General features: G+C 65.3%; 17 protein-coding genes and 1 tRNA gene. 8 read left to right on the forward strand and 10 right to left on the reverse strand.

Going from position 1 to position 18,457, the window contains the following annotated elements:
- The first annotated feature begins 10 nt into the window (after positions 1 to 10).
- A complete protein-coding gene (locus tag NY08_RS07715) occupies positions 11 to 1,306 on the forward strand; it encodes an RNA polymerase sigma factor (RefSeq protein ID WP_045195716.1) in 1,296 nt (431 codons plus the stop codon).
- On the opposite strand, the gene NY08_RS07720 is transcribed toward NY08_RS07715, so the two are convergent.
- Positions 1,279 to 1,824 carry a GNAT family N-acetyltransferase gene (locus tag NY08_RS07720; RefSeq protein ID WP_144407324.1) on the reverse strand — a complete coding sequence of 182 codons (546 nt, stop codon included), beginning with the start codon at positions 1,822 to 1,824 and terminating at the stop codon, positions 1,279 to 1,281. The genes NY08_RS07715 and NY08_RS07720 overlap by 28 nt on opposite strands.
- Before the next feature lie 51 nt (positions 1,825 to 1,875).
- Here NY08_RS07720 and NY08_RS07725 point away from each other — a divergent pair, with 51 nt between their 5' ends.
- Positions 1,876 to 2,073, forward strand: a complete 198-nt coding sequence (locus NY08_RS07725) for a hypothetical protein (RefSeq protein ID WP_235387136.1) — start codon at positions 1,876 to 1,878, stop codon at positions 2,071 to 2,073.
- A 178-nt stretch (positions 2,074 to 2,251) separates the two neighbouring features.
- Here the strand turns inward: NY08_RS07725 and NY08_RS07730 are convergent, their stop codons facing one another.
- Both NY08_RS07730 and NY08_RS07735 read right to left on the reverse strand, forming a co-directional pair.
- The gene (locus NY08_RS07730) at positions 2,252 to 2,764 is read right to left on the reverse strand and encodes a putative immunity protein (RefSeq protein WP_045195720.1); all 513 of its coding nucleotides are present in this window, start codon (positions 2,762 to 2,764) and stop codon (positions 2,252 to 2,254) included.
- A gap of 110 nt (positions 2,765 to 2,874) precedes the next feature.
- Positions 2,875 to 2,951, reverse strand: a tRNA-Met gene (locus tag NY08_RS07735).
- Positions 2,952 to 3,453: 502 nt separating this feature from the next.
- On the opposite strand from NY08_RS07735, the gene NY08_RS07740 reads away from it, so the two are divergent.
- Positions 3,454 to 4,017, forward strand: coding sequence for a transglycosylase family protein (locus NY08_RS07740; RefSeq protein ID WP_045195722.1), 564 nt, complete (start codon positions 3,454 to 3,456; stop codon positions 4,015 to 4,017).
- Between the two features lie 152 nt (positions 4,018 to 4,169).
- Here NY08_RS07740 and NY08_RS07745 read toward each other — a convergent pair whose 3' ends face one another.
- Positions 4,170 to 7,130 (reverse strand): UPF0182 family protein, encoded by a 2,961-nt coding sequence (locus NY08_RS07745; RefSeq protein ID WP_176459168.1) that lies wholly within the window; start codon positions 7,128 to 7,130, stop codon positions 4,170 to 4,172.
- A 277-nt stretch (positions 7,131 to 7,407) separates the two neighbouring features.
- Between NY08_RS07745 and NY08_RS07750 the strand changes: the two genes are divergently transcribed.
- Positions 7,408 to 7,986, forward strand: a complete 579-nt coding sequence (locus NY08_RS07750; RefSeq protein ID WP_200893208.1) for a PPA1309 family protein — start codon at positions 7,408 to 7,410, stop codon at positions 7,984 to 7,986.
- A gap of 13 nt (positions 7,987 to 7,999) precedes the next feature.
- Here the strand turns inward: NY08_RS07750 and NY08_RS07755 are convergent, their stop codons facing one another.
- Complete coding sequence (locus NY08_RS07755; protein WP_045195728.1) at positions 8,000 to 9,025, reverse strand: YlbL family protein; 1,026 nt, start codon at positions 9,023 to 9,025, stop codon at positions 8,000 to 8,002.
- A gap of 146 nt (positions 9,026 to 9,171) precedes the next feature.
- Here NY08_RS07755 and NY08_RS07760 point away from each other — a divergent pair, with 146 nt between their 5' ends.
- The 3 genes from NY08_RS07760 (at position 9,172) to NY08_RS07770 (ending at position 12,989) form a co-directional block, all read left to right on the forward strand.
- On the forward strand, positions 9,172 to 10,569 hold the full coding sequence (locus NY08_RS07760) for a zinc-dependent metalloprotease (protein ID WP_045195730.1): 1,398 nt from the start codon (positions 9,172 to 9,174) through the stop codon (positions 10,567 to 10,569).
- Positions 10,570 to 10,692: 123 nt separating this feature from the next.
- Positions 10,693 to 11,586, forward strand: coding sequence for a hypothetical protein (locus NY08_RS07765; protein WP_045199954.1), 894 nt, complete (start codon positions 10,693 to 10,695; stop codon positions 11,584 to 11,586).
- A gap of 92 nt (positions 11,587 to 11,678) precedes the next feature.
- On the forward strand, positions 11,679 to 12,989 hold the full coding sequence (locus tag NY08_RS07770) for an ABC1 kinase family protein (RefSeq protein ID WP_032398314.1): 1,311 nt from the start codon (positions 11,679 to 11,681) through the stop codon (positions 12,987 to 12,989).
- Between the two features lie 34 nt (positions 12,990 to 13,023).
- On the opposite strand, the gene NY08_RS07775 is transcribed toward NY08_RS07770, so the two are convergent.
- The 3 genes from NY08_RS07775 to NY08_RS07785 form a co-directional block, all read right to left on the reverse strand.
- Complete coding sequence (locus NY08_RS07775; protein ID WP_037189857.1) at positions 13,024 to 13,344, reverse strand: WhiB family transcriptional regulator; 321 nt, start codon at positions 13,342 to 13,344, stop codon at positions 13,024 to 13,026.
- Between the two features lie 153 nt (positions 13,345 to 13,497).
- Positions 13,498 to 13,803 carry a hypothetical protein gene (locus NY08_RS07780; protein ID WP_032397689.1) on the reverse strand — a complete coding sequence of 102 codons (306 nt, stop codon included), beginning with the start codon at positions 13,801 to 13,803 and terminating at the stop codon, positions 13,498 to 13,500.
- Between the two features lie 143 nt (positions 13,804 to 13,946).
- Positions 13,947 to 16,061, reverse strand: coding sequence for an ATP-dependent DNA helicase UvrD2 (locus NY08_RS07785; RefSeq protein WP_442970809.1), 2,115 nt, complete (start codon positions 16,059 to 16,061; stop codon positions 13,947 to 13,949).
- A 116-nt stretch (positions 16,062 to 16,177) separates the two neighbouring features.
- On the opposite strand from NY08_RS07785, the gene NY08_RS07790 reads away from it, so the two are divergent.
- Entirely contained in the window at positions 16,178 to 16,447 is a 270-nt protein-coding gene (locus NY08_RS07790) for a mycoredoxin (protein ID WP_032398313.1), read from the forward strand.
- Positions 16,448 to 16,454: 7 nt separating this feature from the next.
- Here the strand turns inward: NY08_RS07790 and nudC are convergent, their stop codons facing one another.
- Positions 16,455 to 17,357: an NAD(+) diphosphatase gene (gene nudC / locus NY08_RS07795; RefSeq protein ID WP_032398312.1), complete on the reverse strand. Its 903-nt coding sequence runs from the start codon at positions 17,355 to 17,357 to the stop codon at positions 16,455 to 16,457.
- A gap of 24 nt (positions 17,358 to 17,381) precedes the next feature.
- Positions 17,382 to 18,449: a potassium channel family protein gene (locus tag NY08_RS07800; RefSeq protein WP_032398311.1), complete on the reverse strand. Its 1,068-nt coding sequence runs from the start codon at positions 18,447 to 18,449 to the stop codon at positions 17,382 to 17,384.
- Between the last annotated feature and the right edge of the window lie 8 nt (positions 18,450 to 18,457).

Here is an 18,457-nt window from a genome sequence, read left to right on the forward strand (position 1 = left end):
CAGTCCCGCCATGCAGGATTCCTCGGTGAACGAGTCGGGGGTTCATCGAGCGCTCGAATCGATCTTCCGAGCCGAGCGCTCGATTCTGCTCGCCTCGTTGGTACAGCGGTACCGCGACCTCGACCTCGCCGAGGAAGTGACCTCGGACGCCATCGAATCGGCCCTGAAACACTGGCCGGTCGATGGCGTCCCGTCACGGCCGGGGGCGTGGCTACTCACCACTGCCCGCCGGAAAGCGGTCGATCGGCTGCGCCGCGATCAAAACCTGGCCGCCAAGGTCGGAGTGCTGCAGGCGGATACGGATCGCAGCGAACCGAGCAGCCCGAATTCGCTCGACGATGCTCTGCCCGACGACCGGCTGCAGTTGTTCTTCACGTGTGCACACCCGGCGCTTGCGGCCGGTGACCGACTCGCGTTGACGCTTCGATGCTTGGCTGGTCTCGGTACCGGCGAGGTGGCCCGTGCGTTGCTCATCCCTCCGGCCACGGCGGCGCAGCGAATTGTGCGGGCCAAGAACAAGATTCGAGCCGCACGGATTCCGTTTCGCCTCCCGGGCCCGGACGAGCTGGCAGGCAGGGTGCCGATGGTGCTCGAGGTGGTCTATTCGATCTTCACCGAGGGCTATTCGGCGACCTCGGGTGAGAGTGTCGGGCGAGTCGATCTCGTCACCGAAGCCATCGGTATGGGACGACTTCTCCACACCGCACTGCCGACCGAGCCCGAGGTGGCAGGCCTGCTGGCGTTGATGCTGCTCATCGACGCCAGAAGCGACGCTCGCACCGACTCGGATGGCGACATCGTGCTGTTGGCAGATCAGGACCGTGGACTCTGGAACGCCGAGATCATCACCGAAGGGACGGAACTCGTGGTCGAGGCCCTCAGCGGCGGCCGGGGCGGTCCGTACGCCGTGCAGGCGGCCATCGCTGCGCTGCATGCAGAATCACCCGACACCGACAACACGGACTGGCCCCAGATCGTTGCGCTGTACGACGTGCTCATGACACGGACACCGAATGCGATCGTCGCGATGAACAGGGCAGTCGCACTGGCGATGTGCGACGGTCCCGAGCCCGGTCTGCGAGAGCTCGACCGGCTTGCCGACGAGGCGTCGTTGCGCCGATATCATCCGTACCCCATGGCGAGAGCCGATCTGCTGCAACGACTCGACAGGTTCGAGGAGGCGGCGGTGGAGTATCGCCGTGCGTTGGATTTCGCCCGAACCGCACCGGAGAAACGCCTGCTCCGACGTCGGCTCACGGAAGTGAGCACCTGCCGCGGTCAGGCCGACAGAACCGCGCCCACCTGATCTGCCGTCAACGCACGGTCCGCGTACACCACGCGAATTGCGTCGACATCCGGATTGCCGACGTCGGGTCCGCGGGTGATCAACTCCAGGCCTGCGCGTTCGGCCACCCGCGCCGACGCGACATTGTGTTCGAGCAGGTATGCCACGATCGGCAGTTCGGGCTCGGTTCGGTGCGCGCACTCGACTGCGATCTCACACATCTCCGCGGCATACCCGTTGCCCTGCGCGTCGGGATGGAGGCGATAGCCGAGATTCCAGAAGGCGTTGCGGCGCTTCGAACATCCGCCGTAGCCACTGACCGTGCGGCTGCCGCGCTCACGAATGATCCAGGTGGACAATCCATCCCGTTGCCACTGCTCCGACCAGCCCTGCACCATTCGTTCGGTCACGCCGGGATCGGTGTGCCGCAGGCTCGGAAAGTGGGTCCACGACTGCGGGTCGCTGCAGATCGCGTACAACTCATCGAGATCGGCGACGGCCGGCTCGTCGAGGTCGAGACGCGAGGTTCGTATTCGCACACGCCGGATCCTACGGGGAGGAAATCTGGTAGACCGGTGGTACGGAATCGAGTGAAGGGTGTGACCGTCATGGCCGAGTGGGTCAAGAAGATCGAAGAGAACGCGAAGGGTCTCATCGCCGAGGCCGAACAGGAGTTGACGGCACTCGAGGGCGTGGACACGGTCGACCTCACCGCCGACGCCTCCGAGGACGGCGAGGATTCCGACACGGTCACCAGTGACGATGCCCGCGAGCAGGTTTCGGACTGAACCGACGGTACCCAGTCGTCACGGCCGGAACACGACGACACACGATCGGTCGGTGGACGTCGATCGGAATCATCTGTCGCGCACCAGGTCTCGACACGACGACGGCCGTGCCCGACGCGGGATGTCCACCGTCGCGGCACTGTCCGAAATGCTCGAACACACCGACCGGTAGCCGGGATCAGTCGAACACGGACCAACAGATGCTGCTTCTTCTCTTCTGGTCTTCCAACACCAGCCGGCGCACGCTGTTCGGAAGCCGGTCACGCTGCCACTCGAGCTCTTTCCTGCCTGCACTCGTCTCTCGGCCTGCAGGTGCAGTCGCCCGCGCTGCCTTGATGGCGTAGGCGGCTGCTCCGAGGTCGTGTTCGGGTACGTGAGCCACGCAGGCTGCCTGGCCCGCGGCGTACGCGGCGAAGCGAGAGCAACCGACGAGCGGCCGTGCTGCTCCCATGGCGTGGCCACCGAGGGCGCGGGTGGCCATCATCGCGAGTTCGCCGCGCACCCACGCACGGGTGGCCTCGATCGCCTCGCGTGGTCGCGGGTCGACGGGTCGGACCGTCTCGAACAAGTGGAGGACGTGTTCCGCACACTCGGCCGCCCAGAGCGCGAGGCTCCGATAGTCGTCTTCGGACAGAAGTCCGCCGCGCTGCACGGTGATGAGGCGAGGGTCTCGGACGGCGGGAAGAATCACACGAGTCGTCCTTTCGACGGTATCGCGTTCGCCCTCGGGCCGAACGGGCCGTTCCTACACATACGAGAATACGAAAAAGACCCAGGACATAAGTCCTGGGTCTTCGTCAGTGGTAGCGGGGACAGGATTTGAACCTGCGACCTCTGGGTTATGAGCCCAGCGAGCTACCGAGCTGCTCCACCCCGCGTTGCAACTACGAAGTTACTACCGTGCGTACGGCCAATGCAAATCACGTGACTTCCAAGCGCTGTCACCCACTCGACGAAGTGCACCGCGGCAGGTTGTGGCTCGCGCTTATCACGGTTCAGGCGGCTCGAAATAGTGCTCCGCGTCTCTTTTCGTGCGTGTTTCGAGTCACATAACGGTCGGGTTACGAAGTAGAAACAATAGCGCCACGACCGGGCCTGAGCTGCCGAAATACCCCCTCCAGTCCCAGTATGTGGACAACGGCTGTCCCATTCCGGCTCAGTGACGGTGAGCAGATCCTCGACTACCTTCACGGACGGCCCTAAACCGCTGGGCCTGCACCACCCCGCCGCTTCCTTCGCTCTGCCCCGCGGGTGTGGTCCCCAATACGTACGGGGGCAGAGCCGCGACGATACGAAGTGCCTGGTCACGAACGCCATACATCCCGGCGAGGTGATTGCAGGCCAGTCGCGCCAGTCGAGCGCGGAGAGGATTCACCCCGCATGACCACACAGAACGATTTCGGCAAGCGCGCTCTCGGATTGGTCGCCATCGCAGGTGCCGCCGTAGCAATCCCCCTCGGCGTTTCAGCCGGAACCGCCAACGCAGCCTCGAACAACTGGGACGCAGTCGCACAGTGCGAGAGCGGTGGCAACTGGAGCATCAACACCGGAAACGGCTACTACGGTGGCCTGCAGTTCTCGCAGAGCACCTGGACGGCCAACGGCGGAACCGGATCGCCGGCCAACGCATCCAAGGCCGAGCAGATCCGCGTCGCGGAGAACACCCTGCAGAGTCAGGGACCGGGCGCATGGCCCGTGTGCGGTCAGCAACTGACCAAGGGTGCCTCCACTCCCGAGCCCGAGGCAGCTCCCGCACCGGCTCCGCAGCCGGCTCCCGCACCGGCACCGGCACCGGTCGTGGCCCCCGAGGCCGCAGCAGCCACGCAGGCTGCACAGGGCGTGTTCGACGCGGCGTCCAAGCTCGCCGACCAGTACGGCCTGAGCACTCAGTTCCAGCACCTCGTTGCAGCGAACGCCCCGGTGCTCGCGCCCATCGGACGCTGATCACCCGGCAGTTCGTCGAACTGCCTCTCACGTTGCCTGGTATCTCAAGCGGGAGCAGGTGACGAACGACGGAAGGGCCGCCTCACCATTCGGTGAGGCGGCCCTTTCGCTCGTATCGACCGGTTCGGGTCAGCAGACCTGACCCGACCCGATCAGTTGCCGGCCCGGTTGTACGTGTCGACCGCGGTCTGCAGGTTCTCGAGCGCAGTGCCGAGTTCCGCCAGATTTCCGCTCTGCTGCGCAGAGCGCACAGCGGAGAGTGCAGCGTTCAAACCGGAAACGGCAGCATCCCTCGTCGCCGAACCGCCGGTGGCGGGGGCAGGAGTTGCCGCAGGCGTGCCACCGTCGGACGGCGCGGTTTCTGGAACAGCGCCGGGCTGCGTATTTCCGTCGGTCTCACCGGGTGCGGTGACCGTGCGTCCGGCACCCGCTCCGAACACCTGCTCGATGGCCTCGGGCAGTGTCGCGGCGTACCCGACGCGGCCCTCGTACGAGACGAGTACTCGAATCAACTGCGGATAAGCGGACGCCTCGTTGGTTCGAGAGGCGTACACCGGCTCCACGTAGATCAATCCACCGTTGCCGACCGGAAGTGTCAGCAGGTTGCCGAACTCCACGGTGTTCTCACGGCGCACGATGCCGAGACTCTCGGATACGTCCGTCGTGGTCGTCATCTGGTTCTGCACCTGATTGGGACCCTGAGTCGACGTATCGGTCGGCAATCGCAACACGGTGATCTTGCCGTAGTTCTCCGGGTCCGAATCCGCACTGACGTACGCGCCCAGCACCTCTCGGCGATATCCGACCAGCGCACTGGTCAGCTGGAACGACGCCTGATTCTCCTCGTTGGAGATGTCGGATGCGACGACGTAGTACGGAGGCTGCTTGGCCGCGGTGTTCTCTGCGGTCGGATCGGTCGGAACTTCCCAGAACGCGTTGTTGGTGAAGAACTCTCGCGGATCGTTGACGTGGTACTTGGTCAGCAGTTCACGCTGAACCTTGAACAGATCTTCCGGGTAACGGAAGTGATCACGAAGCTCGTCGGACACCTGGTCCTTGGGGATGACGGTTCCCGGGAACACGCCTTCCCAGGCCTTGAGCACGGGATCGTTCTCGTCCTGCTCGTAGAGCTTGACGGTGCCGTCGTAGGCATCGACGGTGGCCTTCACCGAGTTTCGGATGTACGACACCTCTCGGCTCGGCAGCGCACGTGTCGTCGTCGACTCGATGCTGTCGGCCGTGGCGTCCTCGAGCGACATCCGCTGGGCGTACGGGAAGTTGTCCAGCGTGGTGTACCCGTCGATGATCCAGACGAGTTTGCCCTCGACGATCGCCGGGTAGGTCGATCCGTCGGTGGTCAACCACGGTGCGACCTTCTGAACGCGGTCACGGGGGTCACGGTTGAACAGAATCTTCGACTCGTCGCCGATCACGCTCGAGAACAGGATGTTGCGCTCGGCGTACTTGCTGGCGAAGACGAGCCGGTTGAAGAAGTTGCCGACGTCGACACCTGCTGCACCGGTGTAGGTATAGCTCTTGCTGTCGGTGTCGTACTCGCGAGGCTCGCCGGTGGAACCGACGATCGAGTAGTCCGCGTCGGAGTTCGCGATGACCGGGCCGAAGTAGATGCGCGGCTGGTCCAGGTCGCCGGGCCCGTCCTTTCGGATGGTGCCCTCGGAGTCGTTCTCGATCCAGTTGACCTGGTAGTTCGGGTAACCGCCGCGCCCGCCGCTGGATTCGTCGGCGACGGCCTCGTCGACGGAGTTGGCCGGCGCTGCGACGAAACCGTTGCCGTGCGTGAACACGGTGTGGCGGTTGATCCAGTCTCGCTGGTTCGCGTCGAGGGTCTGCGGTGAGATCTCACGGGCAGCAACGACATAGTCGCGCAGGTTGCCGTCGGCATCGGGGTACCGGTCGACGGCCAGAGTGTCGGGGAATCCGTAGAAGTTACGGATCTGACGCTGCTGGGTGAACGTGGGCGCGAGGATGTTCGGGTCGAGCAGACGGATGTTAGACATCGTGGCCGACTCCGACGCCACCTCGCCGGGGCTCAACGCCGCCTCACCGGAGTAGTTCCGATAAGTGACCACGTCGTCGGTCAGTCCGTACGCGGCTCTGGTGGCCGCGATGTTCCGCTCGATGTACGTGCTCTCCTTGTCCGCCGCGTTCGGGCGCACCGAGAACTGCTCCATCACCATCGGCCAGACGGCACCGATCAGGATCGACGAGAGCACCAGCAGCGCAGTGGCCAACGCCGGAATTCGAAGATCACGCAGGAAGATCGCTGCGAAGAACGCGATGGCACAGATCACGGCGATCGCGAGCAGGATCAGTTTGGCCGGCAACACCGCATTGATGTCGGTGAAGCTGGCACCGGTGAACGTCGGTTCTTTCCGACTGCTCGACAGCAGGGTGTAGCGGTCGAACCAGTACGCCACGGCCTTGAGCAGAACGAAGCTGCCCGCCAGGACGGCGAGCTGGATCCGCGCTGCGCGAGTGAGGGCTCCCTCACGTCCGGCGAGCCGGATTCCGCCGAATACGTACTGCGTCACCAAGTTCGCGAAGAACGCGACCAGGACGGCGACGAAGAGCCAGTTCAGGATGAATCGGTAGAACGGCAGATCGAACGAGTAGAACCCGACGTCGAGATTGAACTGTGGATCGGTCATCCCGAAGTCCCCGCCGTGCAGGAACAGCTGGACCGTCACCCAGTTGGTCTGGGCGATCATGCCGGAGAGGAAACCGAACACCACCGGAATTCCGATGCCGAACAGGCGCAGACGGCTCATCACCGTGGTGCGGTACCGCGCGATCGGATCGTTGGGACCGGCGACCGGAACGAACACCGGCCGATTGCGGTACGCCAACAGCAGTGCCGCGAAAACGATGAGTCCGACGACGAGGGAAACGACGAGGAAGATCACCAACCGCGTCAGCAGAGTGGTGGTGTACACGCCACGGAAGTCGACTTCGCCGAACCACAGCCAATTGGTGTACACGTCGATCAGACGGGGACCGATGAGTAGCAAACCTGCTGCCACCAAGGCCAATACGAGCAAGATCCGGCTTCGCCGCGACAAGGACGGCATACCGGTGGGGGGCCTCATGCCCACGTGCCACACTCCAACTTCGGGCGGCGCCGATCGGCACCGCAGATGACTTCGGCGATGCACTCAGTGTGCACCGCATGTCCGTTTCGCCCTACTGTACGTACGTTGATCCTACGGCTGCGACAACCGTACTGCGGCCACTGCCGACCCCAGGTCAGGAGCGTCGCGTCGAACAGAACCATCGGAATGCGAGGATAGTGCGGTGAGCAACGACAGCAACGGACTGCCCGGCAGAGACGATTTAGGAAGCGAGTTCGACCCGGAGTCGGGTGGGCAGGACGTGGCGGAGGCTCTGGCTCGATGTGCCCGCGAGGTCGCGGATTTCGTCGACGCGGGCGGATGGCACCAGGCCCCGCAGATGTTCGCGTTGGTGCCGACCGCAGCGCTCGCCGCGGCCGAGCCCGGCCTGCTCGACGATCTCGCCGGCGGTGCCGCACTGACGCCGATCCAGCAGCACTCGCTGCCCGAGGACATCACCGGCGGCTCCCCCGCACTGGACGAGTTCCTCGCCACCTCCACGTGGCCCGAGGGTGTGGTCGGATGCGCCCTGGTTCAGGAGATAGTCGTGCTTCCACCGACTGCCGAATCGACCCTCGACGATGCCTTGATGCCGTTGCTCGCAGATCCCGATGCAGCCGACGAAGCCGCACGCTCGGCCGCCGAGAACCATCCCGAGAAACGGGATGCTCGGTTGATCGTCGCGGTGCTCAAGGACGGCCCGTCCCTGACGTTGCTGCAGTTGCACCCGGACGAGGACGCCGATCCCTTCGCGCCCATCGACCTTCGCATCGCCGAGGATCTGGCCCCCAACGTCGTGCACGGCCTCTACGCAACGTTCGACGTCGTCGACGACGACTAGCGGCAGGGCCCGGTCAGCTGCAGGACGGCGCGTCGCCGCCGGAGCCGATCGCCTGCAGAGCGTCGACAGCACTGTCCAACGATTCGACGCGCACCAGACGCAGTCCGTCGGGAACGTTCTGTTCGGCTTCACCACAGTTGGCGTCCGGCACCAGGAATGTGGTGGCACCCGCTTCGCGAGCCGCGATCAGCTTGTAGGGAATGCCGCCGATCGGCCCGACGGTACCGTCAGCGTCGATCGTTCCGGTGCCCGCGACGAACTCACCGTTGCTCAGCTCACCGGGACTGAGCTTGTCGACCACGGCGAGGCTGAACATCAGTCCGGCCGACGGACCGCCGACGTCGGCGAGGTTGAACTTCACGTCGAACGGCACGTCCGGCTGCTCCTCGGGCGTGACTCCGAGGTATCCGAGGGATGCATCGTCGGGCCGAGCACCGAGCACCACTGCGCTGGTCTGCGTCGACCCGTCTCGCACGTACTCGATGTCGAGAGAATCGCCCGGCGCTCTGGAACTGACGGCCTCACGAACGGCCGATGCAGTCACGACGGGCGTGCCGCCGACCGACACCAGCGTGTCCCCCACATTCAGCACGCCTGCAGCGGGGCCGTCCTCGGCCACACTGGCCACCGCCAGTGACACGGGGAGATCGAGATGGTGCAGAGCAGCCAGTTCGGCGCTGGATTCGGACTGCTCGAAATCCGCCTGATTGCCCTCCTGCACTTCTTCTTTCGTCATGTCCGGCGGATAGACCTCTTCACGCGGGACCAGGCCTTGGCGTCCGCTCGCCCAGAAGCCGAGAGCCTCGAACAGATTGAGCTGATCACGCACGGCCACGGTCGTCATGTTCAAGTGACCCGCCGTCGGGTCGACCTCGGTTCCGTCGATCTGCACCACGGGCACCCCGTCGACGTCGCCGAGAGTGTTGTACGTCGGTCCGGGGCCGAGTGCGGCGAAGGGAACGGTGACGACCGAGCCGGTGACGCCCAGCACCACCACGGGCACCAGCGCAGCGACGAGAGTGGCGATCCTTCGGTTCACTCCGTAGACACTAGATCCGAATGAAGTCCACGGTGCAGACCGCCCCTACCGAGTGCGTCGGTGCCGACTTCGCACGGGTCCGACTGTTCGCCGTCAGCGTGACGATCCACCACTCTCTCCGTTCTCCGGGCTTGTACCGTTGAGTCATGAGCAATTTTGGTTTCGGTGCCCCCGACGACGACCCGGACAAGAAGAAGGATCCGGACGGCTCCGGCAACCCTGCCGGCTTCGGGTTCGGTGCGGAGGGCTTCGACCCCGCACAGCTGGGCCAGATGCTCACCCAGTTCGGTCAGATGCTCAGCGGAATGGGAGCTGCGGGCGGAACCGGTTCGGGGCCGGTGAACTACGACCTGGCCAAGCAGCTGGCACGCCAGCAGATGGGCGATTTCAGCCCGGTGTCGGCGGGCGAACGGGAGGCCGTCACCGACGCCGCGCACCTCGCCGAGCTGTGGCTGGACGGGGCGACGACGCTGCCTGCCGGTGCCACGAAGACCGTTGCCTGGACACCGGTCGACTGGCTCGACAACACGATCGGCACCTGGAAGCGCCTGTGCGACCCCGTCGCCGAGCAGATTTCGGGGATGTGGACATCCGGACTGCCCGCCGAGGCCCAGCAGATGGCCGGGCCGATGATGGGCATGCTGACGCAGATGGGCGGGATGGCGTTCGGCTCGCAGCTCGGCCAAGCTCTCGGCCAGCTGTCCAAGGAGGTGCTGACGTCCACGGACATCGGCCTGCCCCTCGGACCGTCGGGGACGGCGGCGTTGTTGCCGTCGGCCATCGCGTCGTTCAGTGAGGGGCTCGAGCAGCCCGACCGTGAGGTGTTGGTGTTCCTCGCCGCTCGTGAAGCCGCCCATCAGCGGCTCTACAGCCACGTCCCGTGGTTGCGACAGCGGGTTCTGGCCACCGTCGAGGAGTACGCCCGCGGCATCAGGATGGACTTCTCGGCCATCGAGGAGGCCGCCGCAGGACTCGACCCGTCCGCGCTGACCGATCCGTCGAAGATCGAGGCGATCCTGCAGCAGGGTGCCTTCGAGCCCCAGACGACGCCGGAGCAGAAGCACGCACTCGAGCGTCTGGAGACACTGCTCGCCCTGGTCGAAGGATGGGTCGAAACGGTGGTGGCGGCCGCTCTCGGCGACCGTCTGCCCGGTGCCGTCGCGCTCGGCGAAACCATCCGTCGCCGCAGGGCGTCGGGAGGCCCGGCCGAACAGACCTTCGCGACGCTGGTCGGCCTCGAACTGCGCCCCCGCAAGGTCCGCGAGGCAGCCGATCTGTGGCGTCAGCTCCTCGCCGCCGCCGACATCGAGGGGCGTGACGGCGTGTGGGCACACCCCGATCTGCTGCCCGACTCGTCGGATCTCGACAATCCCGCGGCGTTCATCGACCGAGTGGTCGGTGGTGGAACATCGAACTTCGACGACCCGATCGCGCAGCTCGAAGCAATGGAGGCCAAGGAGGCCGAAGAGCGCGCCGAGCGCGCTGCGGAGAACGACGACAAGGGCACCGACGACGGTCCCGACAGAGGTTCATCCACAACCTGACCCGGGCGGTGTCGCACCGCTTCGATCCAGCTCGTCGAACGCCTGCTCGGAGGCCCTTCCACCCTGTGGATAACGCGCTCCGAGTGGGCGTTCTTCGCGGTCTGGGCTGCCAGAGTGTGTTTCATGATCACACCGACAGTTCGACTCGATCCTGCGGTGGCAATTCTGCCGCGGCGAGACGGCAAAGTTCAGTTGGGTTGGAATCCCGAGACCAGCGTCGTCGTCACTCCACCTCCCGGCACCGAGCCGGGCTCGATACTCGACATTCTCCGACTCCTCGCCGCAGGCCACTCCAGACCGCACATCGTCTGTCACGCAATGACATTGGGAATGTCCGCCAATCGGACATCGGCGATGCTCGGCGAACTGGAGGATTCCGGGTTGCTGCTGCACGGCACGAGCGAACCGGTGGTGTCCGACGCCTCACCGGGTGCCTCGCAGGCCGGATCGGGGGCGGTGAAGACCGTCCACCTGGTGGGGCGAGGCCCGATCTCCGACGCGTTGGCCTCCGGTCTGAGTCGTACCGGAGTGACGGTGAGTCGGACGAGTCTGACTCCGACGCGCTATCCGCACTCGGTGGTGAAGTCCTGGAACTACGACGTCGTGGTGTTGGCCGACGATCTGGTTGCCGAACCTCGATTGGTGACCGATCTGGTGCGCCTGCGCACCCCACATCTGCAGGTGCGGCTACGAGACGGCAAGGGGATAGTCGGTCCTTTCGTGGTGCCCGGTCGGACCAGTTGCCTGCGGTGTGCCGATCTGACGCGCTGCGACTTCGAGCCCGAGTGGCCACATCTGTCCGCTCAACTGCTCGGCACGGTCGGCCAAGCCAGCAGCGCGACGGTGATGGCCACGGCAGCGTTCGCGTTCGCTCAGTTGGAGAACCTCATCGGCCGTTCCGACGCCGCGCTCCCCGAGACCGCCGACTGCACCATGGAGCTGGACTTCGCGGCAGCCGGAACCACCGTGCACAAACGGCTGTGGTCCAAGCATCCGCACTGCGATTGCTGGCACTGACGAAACGCACCGAACGCGAGTTCACCTCGACCGACAGCGGTCGGTGCGGGGCGGTCCGAGCAATTGTCGGAAGGTTCAGCCATGATGGAGCTGTGTCTGACATACCGCGCCGTGGATCGACTCGTACTGCAAAACTGGCCAGCATTCCCCTCGGAATGGCCGGTCGTGCTGCCGTCGGGTTCGGCAAGAAGCTCGCCGGCGGCAATCGCGACGAAATCGACGCGGACATGGCCGCCAAAGCAGCAGAACAGCTCTTCTCCGTCCTCGGGGAACTCAAGGGCGGTGCCATGAAGCTCGGGCAGATGCTCTCGGTGATGGAAGCGGCCGTTCCGGAGGAGTTCTCGGAGCCGTACCGCGAGGCGCTGACCAAGCTGCAGGCGCAGGGACCGCCCATGCCCGCGAAGACCGTGCATCGGGTGTTGGACCAACAGCTCGGAACTGCGTGGCGGTCGCGTTTTCTCGATTTCGACGACACTGCGATCGCCTCGGCCAGCATCGGACAGGTGCACCGAGCTACGTGGTCGGATGGACGCGATGTCGCGGTGAAGATCCAGTACCCCGGCGCGGACGACGCATTGCGCTCCGACCTCAAGACGCTGAACAGGTTCGCGAACCTGTTCAGCACGGTGCTCGCAGGCACGGACGTCAAGCCGGTGCTCGAGGAATTGACCGCTCGCACCGAGGACGAGCTCGACTACCGCATCGAGGCGGCGAATCAACGTGCCTTCAGCAAGGAATTTGCGGGCGATCCACAGTTCGCCATTCCCAAGATCGTCGCCAGTGCACCCAAAGTGGTTGTCAGCGAATGGATGACGGGTCGGCCGCTGGCCGATGTGATCGCGAACGGAACGGCCGAGGAACGCAATCGGGCGGGCGAACTGCTCGCACTGTTCGCATTCGTCTCTCCGGCGCGGGCGAAGTTGTTGCACGCCGATCCCCATCCGGGCAACTTCATGATGCTCGAGGACGGACGCATGGGCGTCATCGATTTCGGTGCCTGCGCTCCGATGCCCGACGGCCTCCCTCCGGTTCTCGGCAGAATGGTCTCGCTCGCGCGTGACGAAAAGTTCGACGAACTCGTGGTGTTGTTCACCGAGAGCGGCTTCGTGGTGCCGGGCCGAACGGTGACGCAGAAGGAGATCGAGGACTATCTACGTCCGTTCACCGATCCGATTCACACCGAATCGTTCCACTTCACCAGGGCCTGGTTGCAGAAGGCTGCTGGCACCGCCGCGGATTTCAACAGTGCGCAGTTCCGCACCGTTCGCGCGTTGAACATGCCTGCCGAGTACGTGATGATCTTCCGAGTGCTCGGCGGGCTGGTCGGTATCTGCGCGCAATTGGACGCCTACGCGCCGTACATGGCCATTCTCACCGAGTGGCTGCCCGGCTTCGCCGACTGATTCGTTCGGCGAAACCGGGCACCGGTCTCGGACATCATGCTGCGTTCTTCCGCGGCCGTCCTCGGGGTCGCTTGCGGGCGATGACGACACCCTGCTCGAGGATCTCACCGCCCCACACGCCCCACGGCTCGGCTCGGTCGAGGGCCGCGCTCAGGCAGGTACGCCGGATGGGGCACTCGGCGCACAGCGCCTTCGCCTGCTCGAGTTCGGCAGGGGTGTCGGCGAACCACATGTCGGGGTTCGCCGCTCGGCAGGGCACCGACAGAGCCAGCTCGACCGATTCGGTCGAATACTGTGCAGCGTAGGCACTCTCGGACTCTGGTCGGCATGTCGTCCGGATCGTGGCGGTTGACACGTCGGTCTCCTCTACTTTTCGTGCGGCGTCGTTATCGGTTCGAGGGGTGATGCGAACCTGTCGGCCTCACGCTCGGATAGAGGAACTACCTGAACGAGAAAGGCCACGGTCCGCGAGTGCGGGTCCGTGGCCTGGTGGGGCTTGTCGAAGCGTCTACCGACAGTGAAGTCGGTGTCTGCTGTCGAGCACGGACGCACGTGGTGCGCGGTGACGTCGGGCTGCCTGAGCAACGGCTTTCGCTCCTGGTGCCAGGGCGACCTGGGCGGAATTCGAACCCGAGGCCGCGTATGCGGACTCGTCGATGGGGCCGAAAGCGGAGGAACGAATCCACGTCTGCGCAACAGAGCCTGCGGCGGCGGCATGAGTGCCGAGGGGGGCAACTCCGAAGGGTGCCGTGCCGAGGACAGGGCTGAACGCGACGGTTGCGTGGGCAACGGCGGCGTGCAATGTGTTGATCATTTTCTTCAGCTCCTGTTCTGGTCTCGTCGGCGGATGGGACAGTGCGCGATCTCCCGCGGCACGTGAAACAGACTAAGCCCCCCGCCGATATCTGCACAAGTTATTTTCTACCTGCGGTTTCGCGGAAATTCTCACCCTCTGCGTCACGCGTCCGAGGCCCGCACGACGGTGAGGACCTCTTCGCCGAACCGCTCCAGTTTCTTGGCCCCTATTCCCGGAATCGCCACCAGCCCACGCTCGTCCTGCGGTTGCTGCTCCGCGATGGCCGTCAGCGTGTTGTCGCTGAAGACCACGTACGCGGGCACCTTCAGTTCGCGGGACTTGTCCAATCGCCACGACTTCAGCGCATCGAGCAGGGCGATGTCGACGTTCGACGGACAACTGTCGCACCGACCGAGCATGGTCGCGGACGTGCCGATCAACGGCTTGCCGCACAACCGGCACTTGGGACCGGACTTCTTGGCAGCAGGCGCGGCGATACGCGACGCGGGTGAGTCCTCGGGAATCAGACCGTTGAGAAACCTCGACCGTCGCCGTGATTTGCGTCCGCCCTCGTTGCGGGCGAGTGCCCAGGACAGATGCAAGTGGACACGGGCGCGCGTGACACCGACGTAGAGCAGCCTGCGCTCCTCCTCGACGGCTGCCTCGTTGTTGGCGCTGGGGTCGTTGCCGATCGCGTGCGAGATCGGCAGAGTGCCGTCGGCGAGACCGACGATGAACACCGCGTCCCACTCGAGTCCCTTCGCCGCGTGCAGCGAGGCGAGCGTGACGCCCTGCACCGTCGGTGGATGCCGAGCCTCGGCGCGTGCTGCGAGCTCGCCCAGCAGTTTGTCGAGGGTCAGGTCGGGCTCGTGCACCAGCAGCTCCTCGGTGAGCTGCACCAGACCACCCAACGATGCCCACTTCTCGCGGGCCTGCGCACCCGTCGGCTCGGTGGCAGTCAGGCCGAGCGGAGCCAACACCGCTCGCACCAGAGCCGGTAGCCCCTCGCCCGCCTGCGCGCCGTCGGGCAGATCGTCGCGACCGCCTACCTGCCGCAACGCGTTGACACCCTGCCGCACCTCGGGTCGGGTGAAGAACCCTTCACCGCCGCGCACCTGGTAGGGGATCTTCAGCTCGGTCAACGCCTGTTCGTGTGCCTCGGACTGAGCGTTGATGCGGTAGAGGATCGCGATCTCGGCCGGTTCCACGCCCTTCGAGATCAACCTCTTGATCGCTCGCGCCACGCCGTCCGCTTCCGCCGGCTCGTCGTCGTACTCGAAGAACTCCGGTTCCGGACCCGGCTCGCGCTGACCGATCAACTGCAGTCGGGTGCCGGCGATGCGACCGCGGGCGGCTCCGATGACGCGGTTCGCCAGCGACACCACCTCGGGCGTCGAACGGTAGTCGCGCTCGAGCCGAACCACGGTGGCCTCGGGGTACTTCCGTGAGAAGTCGAGGAGGTACCGCGGAGATGCGCCGGTGAAGGAATAGATGGTCTGGTTCGCGTCACCGACGACGGTGAGATCGTCACGCTCGCCCACCCAGGCGTCGAGCACCCGCTGCTGCAACGGCGTCACGTCCTGGTACTCGTCGACGACGAAGCAGCGGTAGCGCTCGCGGAACTCGTCGGCCACCGATGAATGTTCTTCGAGCGCGGCGGCCGTGTGCAGCAGAAGGTCGTCGAAGTCGAGCAACATCCCGTCGCCGCCGCGTGACTTGAGTTCCTCGTAGCCGGCGTACACGGCGGCGACCTTGGTCGCGTCCATCGGAACGTCACGGCGATTGCTCGCCGCGATGCGCGGATAGTCCTCGGGTGCGATCAACGATCCCTTGGCCCATTCGATTTCTCCCGCGAGATCCCGGATGGCGTCGGTCGACGTGGACACCCCGGCGCGGTTGGCCGCCTGCGAGACGACGGTGAACTTGCGATCGAGAAGCTGCCATCCGGTGTCGCCGACCACCTGCGGCCAGAAATACTTGAGCTGACGCATGGCCGCGGCGTGGAACGTCCGAGCCTGCACCGGAGGGCCGTCTCCCCCGACACCGAGCTCACGCAAGCGACCGCGCATCTCGCCGGCCGCGCGCGCAGTGAACGTCACTGCGAGCACCTGCCCCGAGGACACGTGCCCCGCCGAGACGAGGTGCGCGATGCGTCGGGTGATCGTGCGAGTCTTTCCTGTGCCCGCACCCGCCAGGACGCAGACCGGGCCGCGGGGAGCCAACACTGCCGCGGATTGCTCCGGATCGAGTCCGGCGGTCATCGCGTCGTCAGCCATGAGGTCCATTGTGTCAGTGCCTACCGACAGCTCCACCCGGGGCCGAACCGGGTGTCCGACGGCCGATGCGGGTGTCGGCCGGAACAATCGCGTCGGCGCTCCTGTTGACTGTTGGCGTGACCACTACCGAGAACACCCCACAGACCCCGGCCGCGCTGACCGTCTACTCCACCACGTGGTGCGGTTACTGCCGCAGGCTCAAGACCCAGCTCGACCAGGCCGGAATCGAGTACGCCGAGATCGACATCGAGCAGAACCCGGAGTCGGCCGACTTCGTCGGCAGCGTGAACAACGGCAACCATGTGGTGCCGACCGTGCTGTTCGCCGATGGGTCGACGGCCACGAACCCCACTCTGGCCGAGGTCAAGCGCGCGCTGTCGCTCTGACCGACCGTCAGGCCGACGCCGCCCAGGCCTCGAGCATTCCGCGCGCGATGGAGATCGAACCTGGGAGCAGCAACCGTGACGTCGAATCCGATCCCCAGTCACCCAGTTCGAGCGCTGCGACCACCTCTGCTCGGTCGAACCAGTGGGCCTCGGCGATCTCGCCGTCCTGAAAGTGCAACGGTTGCTGCGGGTCGGCGACGGCGGAGAATCCGATCATCACCGAACGCGGAAACGGCCAGGGCTGACTGCCCAGATATTCGATGTCGGAGACGTCGAGGCCCACTTCTTCCCTGATCTCCCGAGTCACACAGGTTTCCAGCGACTCACCGGCCTCGACGAAACCCGCCAGCACCGAGAATCGACGCTCGGGCCACGCAGGTGCTCGGGCCAGCAGCACTCGATCGCCACCGTCGTGAACCAGACAGATCACCGCCGGATCGGTACGAGGGAACTCTTCGTGACCGGTGGACGTGCTCGTCCTCGACCACCCCGCGCTCGACGGAACTGACGGCGCACCGTCGAGGGAACTGAACTGTGCGCTCGCATGCCAGTTGAGGATCGCGAGGGCTCCGGTCACCATCGACAACGCGTCGCTGTCGAGGCGATCACCGTCGGTGCGCAGGTCGCCGAGGGTGCCTGCAACCACCTCGACCCGCCTGGCCCACAGGTGTCGATCGCCGTGAATTCCGAGAAAGACCGCATCGGCCGTCGGCTCGGCGGCGACGTCCGCGGCGGAGCCGAGCACCAGGCCGTGCTCGTCCACCGGGAATCGGCCTCTGCCGTCCACGTTCAGGATTCGAGCTGTCGGCCAACCCGCTGTCAATGTTGCGGTGTCTCGGCGCAGTTCTTCTGCCCTGTTCAGTGGCGATCGGGACAGTCGAGGTGGGTGAGCGAGGTGGAATTTCGGCACGCGCACGACCCTACTTGGCCGGGACTAGTCGCCCACGCGACGGATGTACAGCAGTCGATCGGATGCCTCGACCGCATCGACTTCCGGGGTGCCGACTCGGAACAGTTTGCCGCCCCGCACCACTCCGAGGACGATGTCGGTGAGGTGCCGCGGAGAACCGCCCACCTCGTCACGCTCGACTTCGCGTTCGGCGATGGCGAAGCCCGCCTCCGGGGTCAACAGATCTTCGATCATCTCCACCACGGACGGGGTCGACGTGGCGATGCCGAGCAGACGTCCCGCGGTCTCCGAGGACACGACGACCGAATCGGCACCGGACTGACGCAGCAGGTGCGTGTTCTCCGCTTCCCTGATGGCCGCGACGATCTTTGCTTTCGGAGCAATCTCGCGTGCGGTCAGAGTCACCAGCACCGCGGTGTCGTCCCGGTTGGTCGCCACGATGATGGCCGCCGCATGCTGGGCTCCGGTGAGCCGGAGCACGTCGGATTTGGTCGCCGACCCGTGCACGGTGACCAAGCCCAGGGCCGATGCGGCGTCGAGTACCGTCTGATCGGTGTCGACGACGACGATGTCGGACGCCGAAACACCGTCTCCGAGCATCGCGTCGACTGCGGTACGGCCCTTGGTGCCGAAACCGATGACCACGGTGTGATTGCGCACGCTGCGTCTCCATCGCTGAATTTTGAATGCCTGCCGGGACCGCTCGGTGAGAACCGACAGCGTGGTACCGACCAACAGAATGAGGAACAGGACCCGAAGGGGTGTGATGACCAGGATGTTGACCAGGCGCGCCGACGGACTCATCGGTGCGATGTCACCGTATCCCGTCGTCGACAACGACACCGTCGCATAGTAGAACGCGTCCAGGAAGGACAGTTCGCCGTTCTGGTTGTCGCTGTAGCCGTCTCGATCGAGGTAGACGACGAACGCCGCGAGGAACAGGATTCCGAGCGCCATCAGCACCCGCTTGTAGATGGCGCGCCACGGACTCGACTCCAGTTCCGGAACCCGCAGCACTCCGACGAGCGCGAAGTCGGGCTTGTCGGTCAGCGCGCCACTGTCACTCAGGCGCGCTCGCAACCTACCTGCCACGTCGTCCG

It is taken from the genome of Rhodococcus sp. B7740 (assembly GCF_000954115.1).
In the GTDB taxonomy this organism is placed as follows: Bacteria; Actinomycetota; Actinomycetes; order Mycobacteriales; family Mycobacteriaceae; genus Rhodococcoides.

Coding starts and splice junctions, on each gene's coding strand:
- NY08_RS07740 (WP_045195722.1), top strand. CDS start 3,454: ATGACCACACAGAACGATTTCGGCAAGCGCGCTCTCGGATTGGTCGCC.
- NY08_RS07715 (WP_045195716.1), top strand. CDS start 11: ATGCAGGATTCCTCGGTGAACGAGTCGGGGGTTCATCGAGCGCTCGAA.
- NY08_RS07785 (WP_442970809.1), bottom strand. CDS start 16,061: ATGGCTGACGACGCGATGACCGCCGGACTCGATCCGGAGCAATCCGCG.
- NY08_RS07780 (WP_032397689.1), bottom strand. CDS start 13,803: ATGATCAACACATTGCACGCCGCCGTTGCCCACGCAACCGTCGCGTTC.
- NY08_RS07765 (WP_045199954.1), top strand. CDS start 10,693: ATGATCACACCGACAGTTCGACTCGATCCTGCGGTGGCAATTCTGCCG.
- NY08_RS07760 (WP_045195730.1), top strand. CDS start 9,172: ATGAGCAATTTTGGTTTCGGTGCCCCCGACGACGACCCGGACAAGAAG.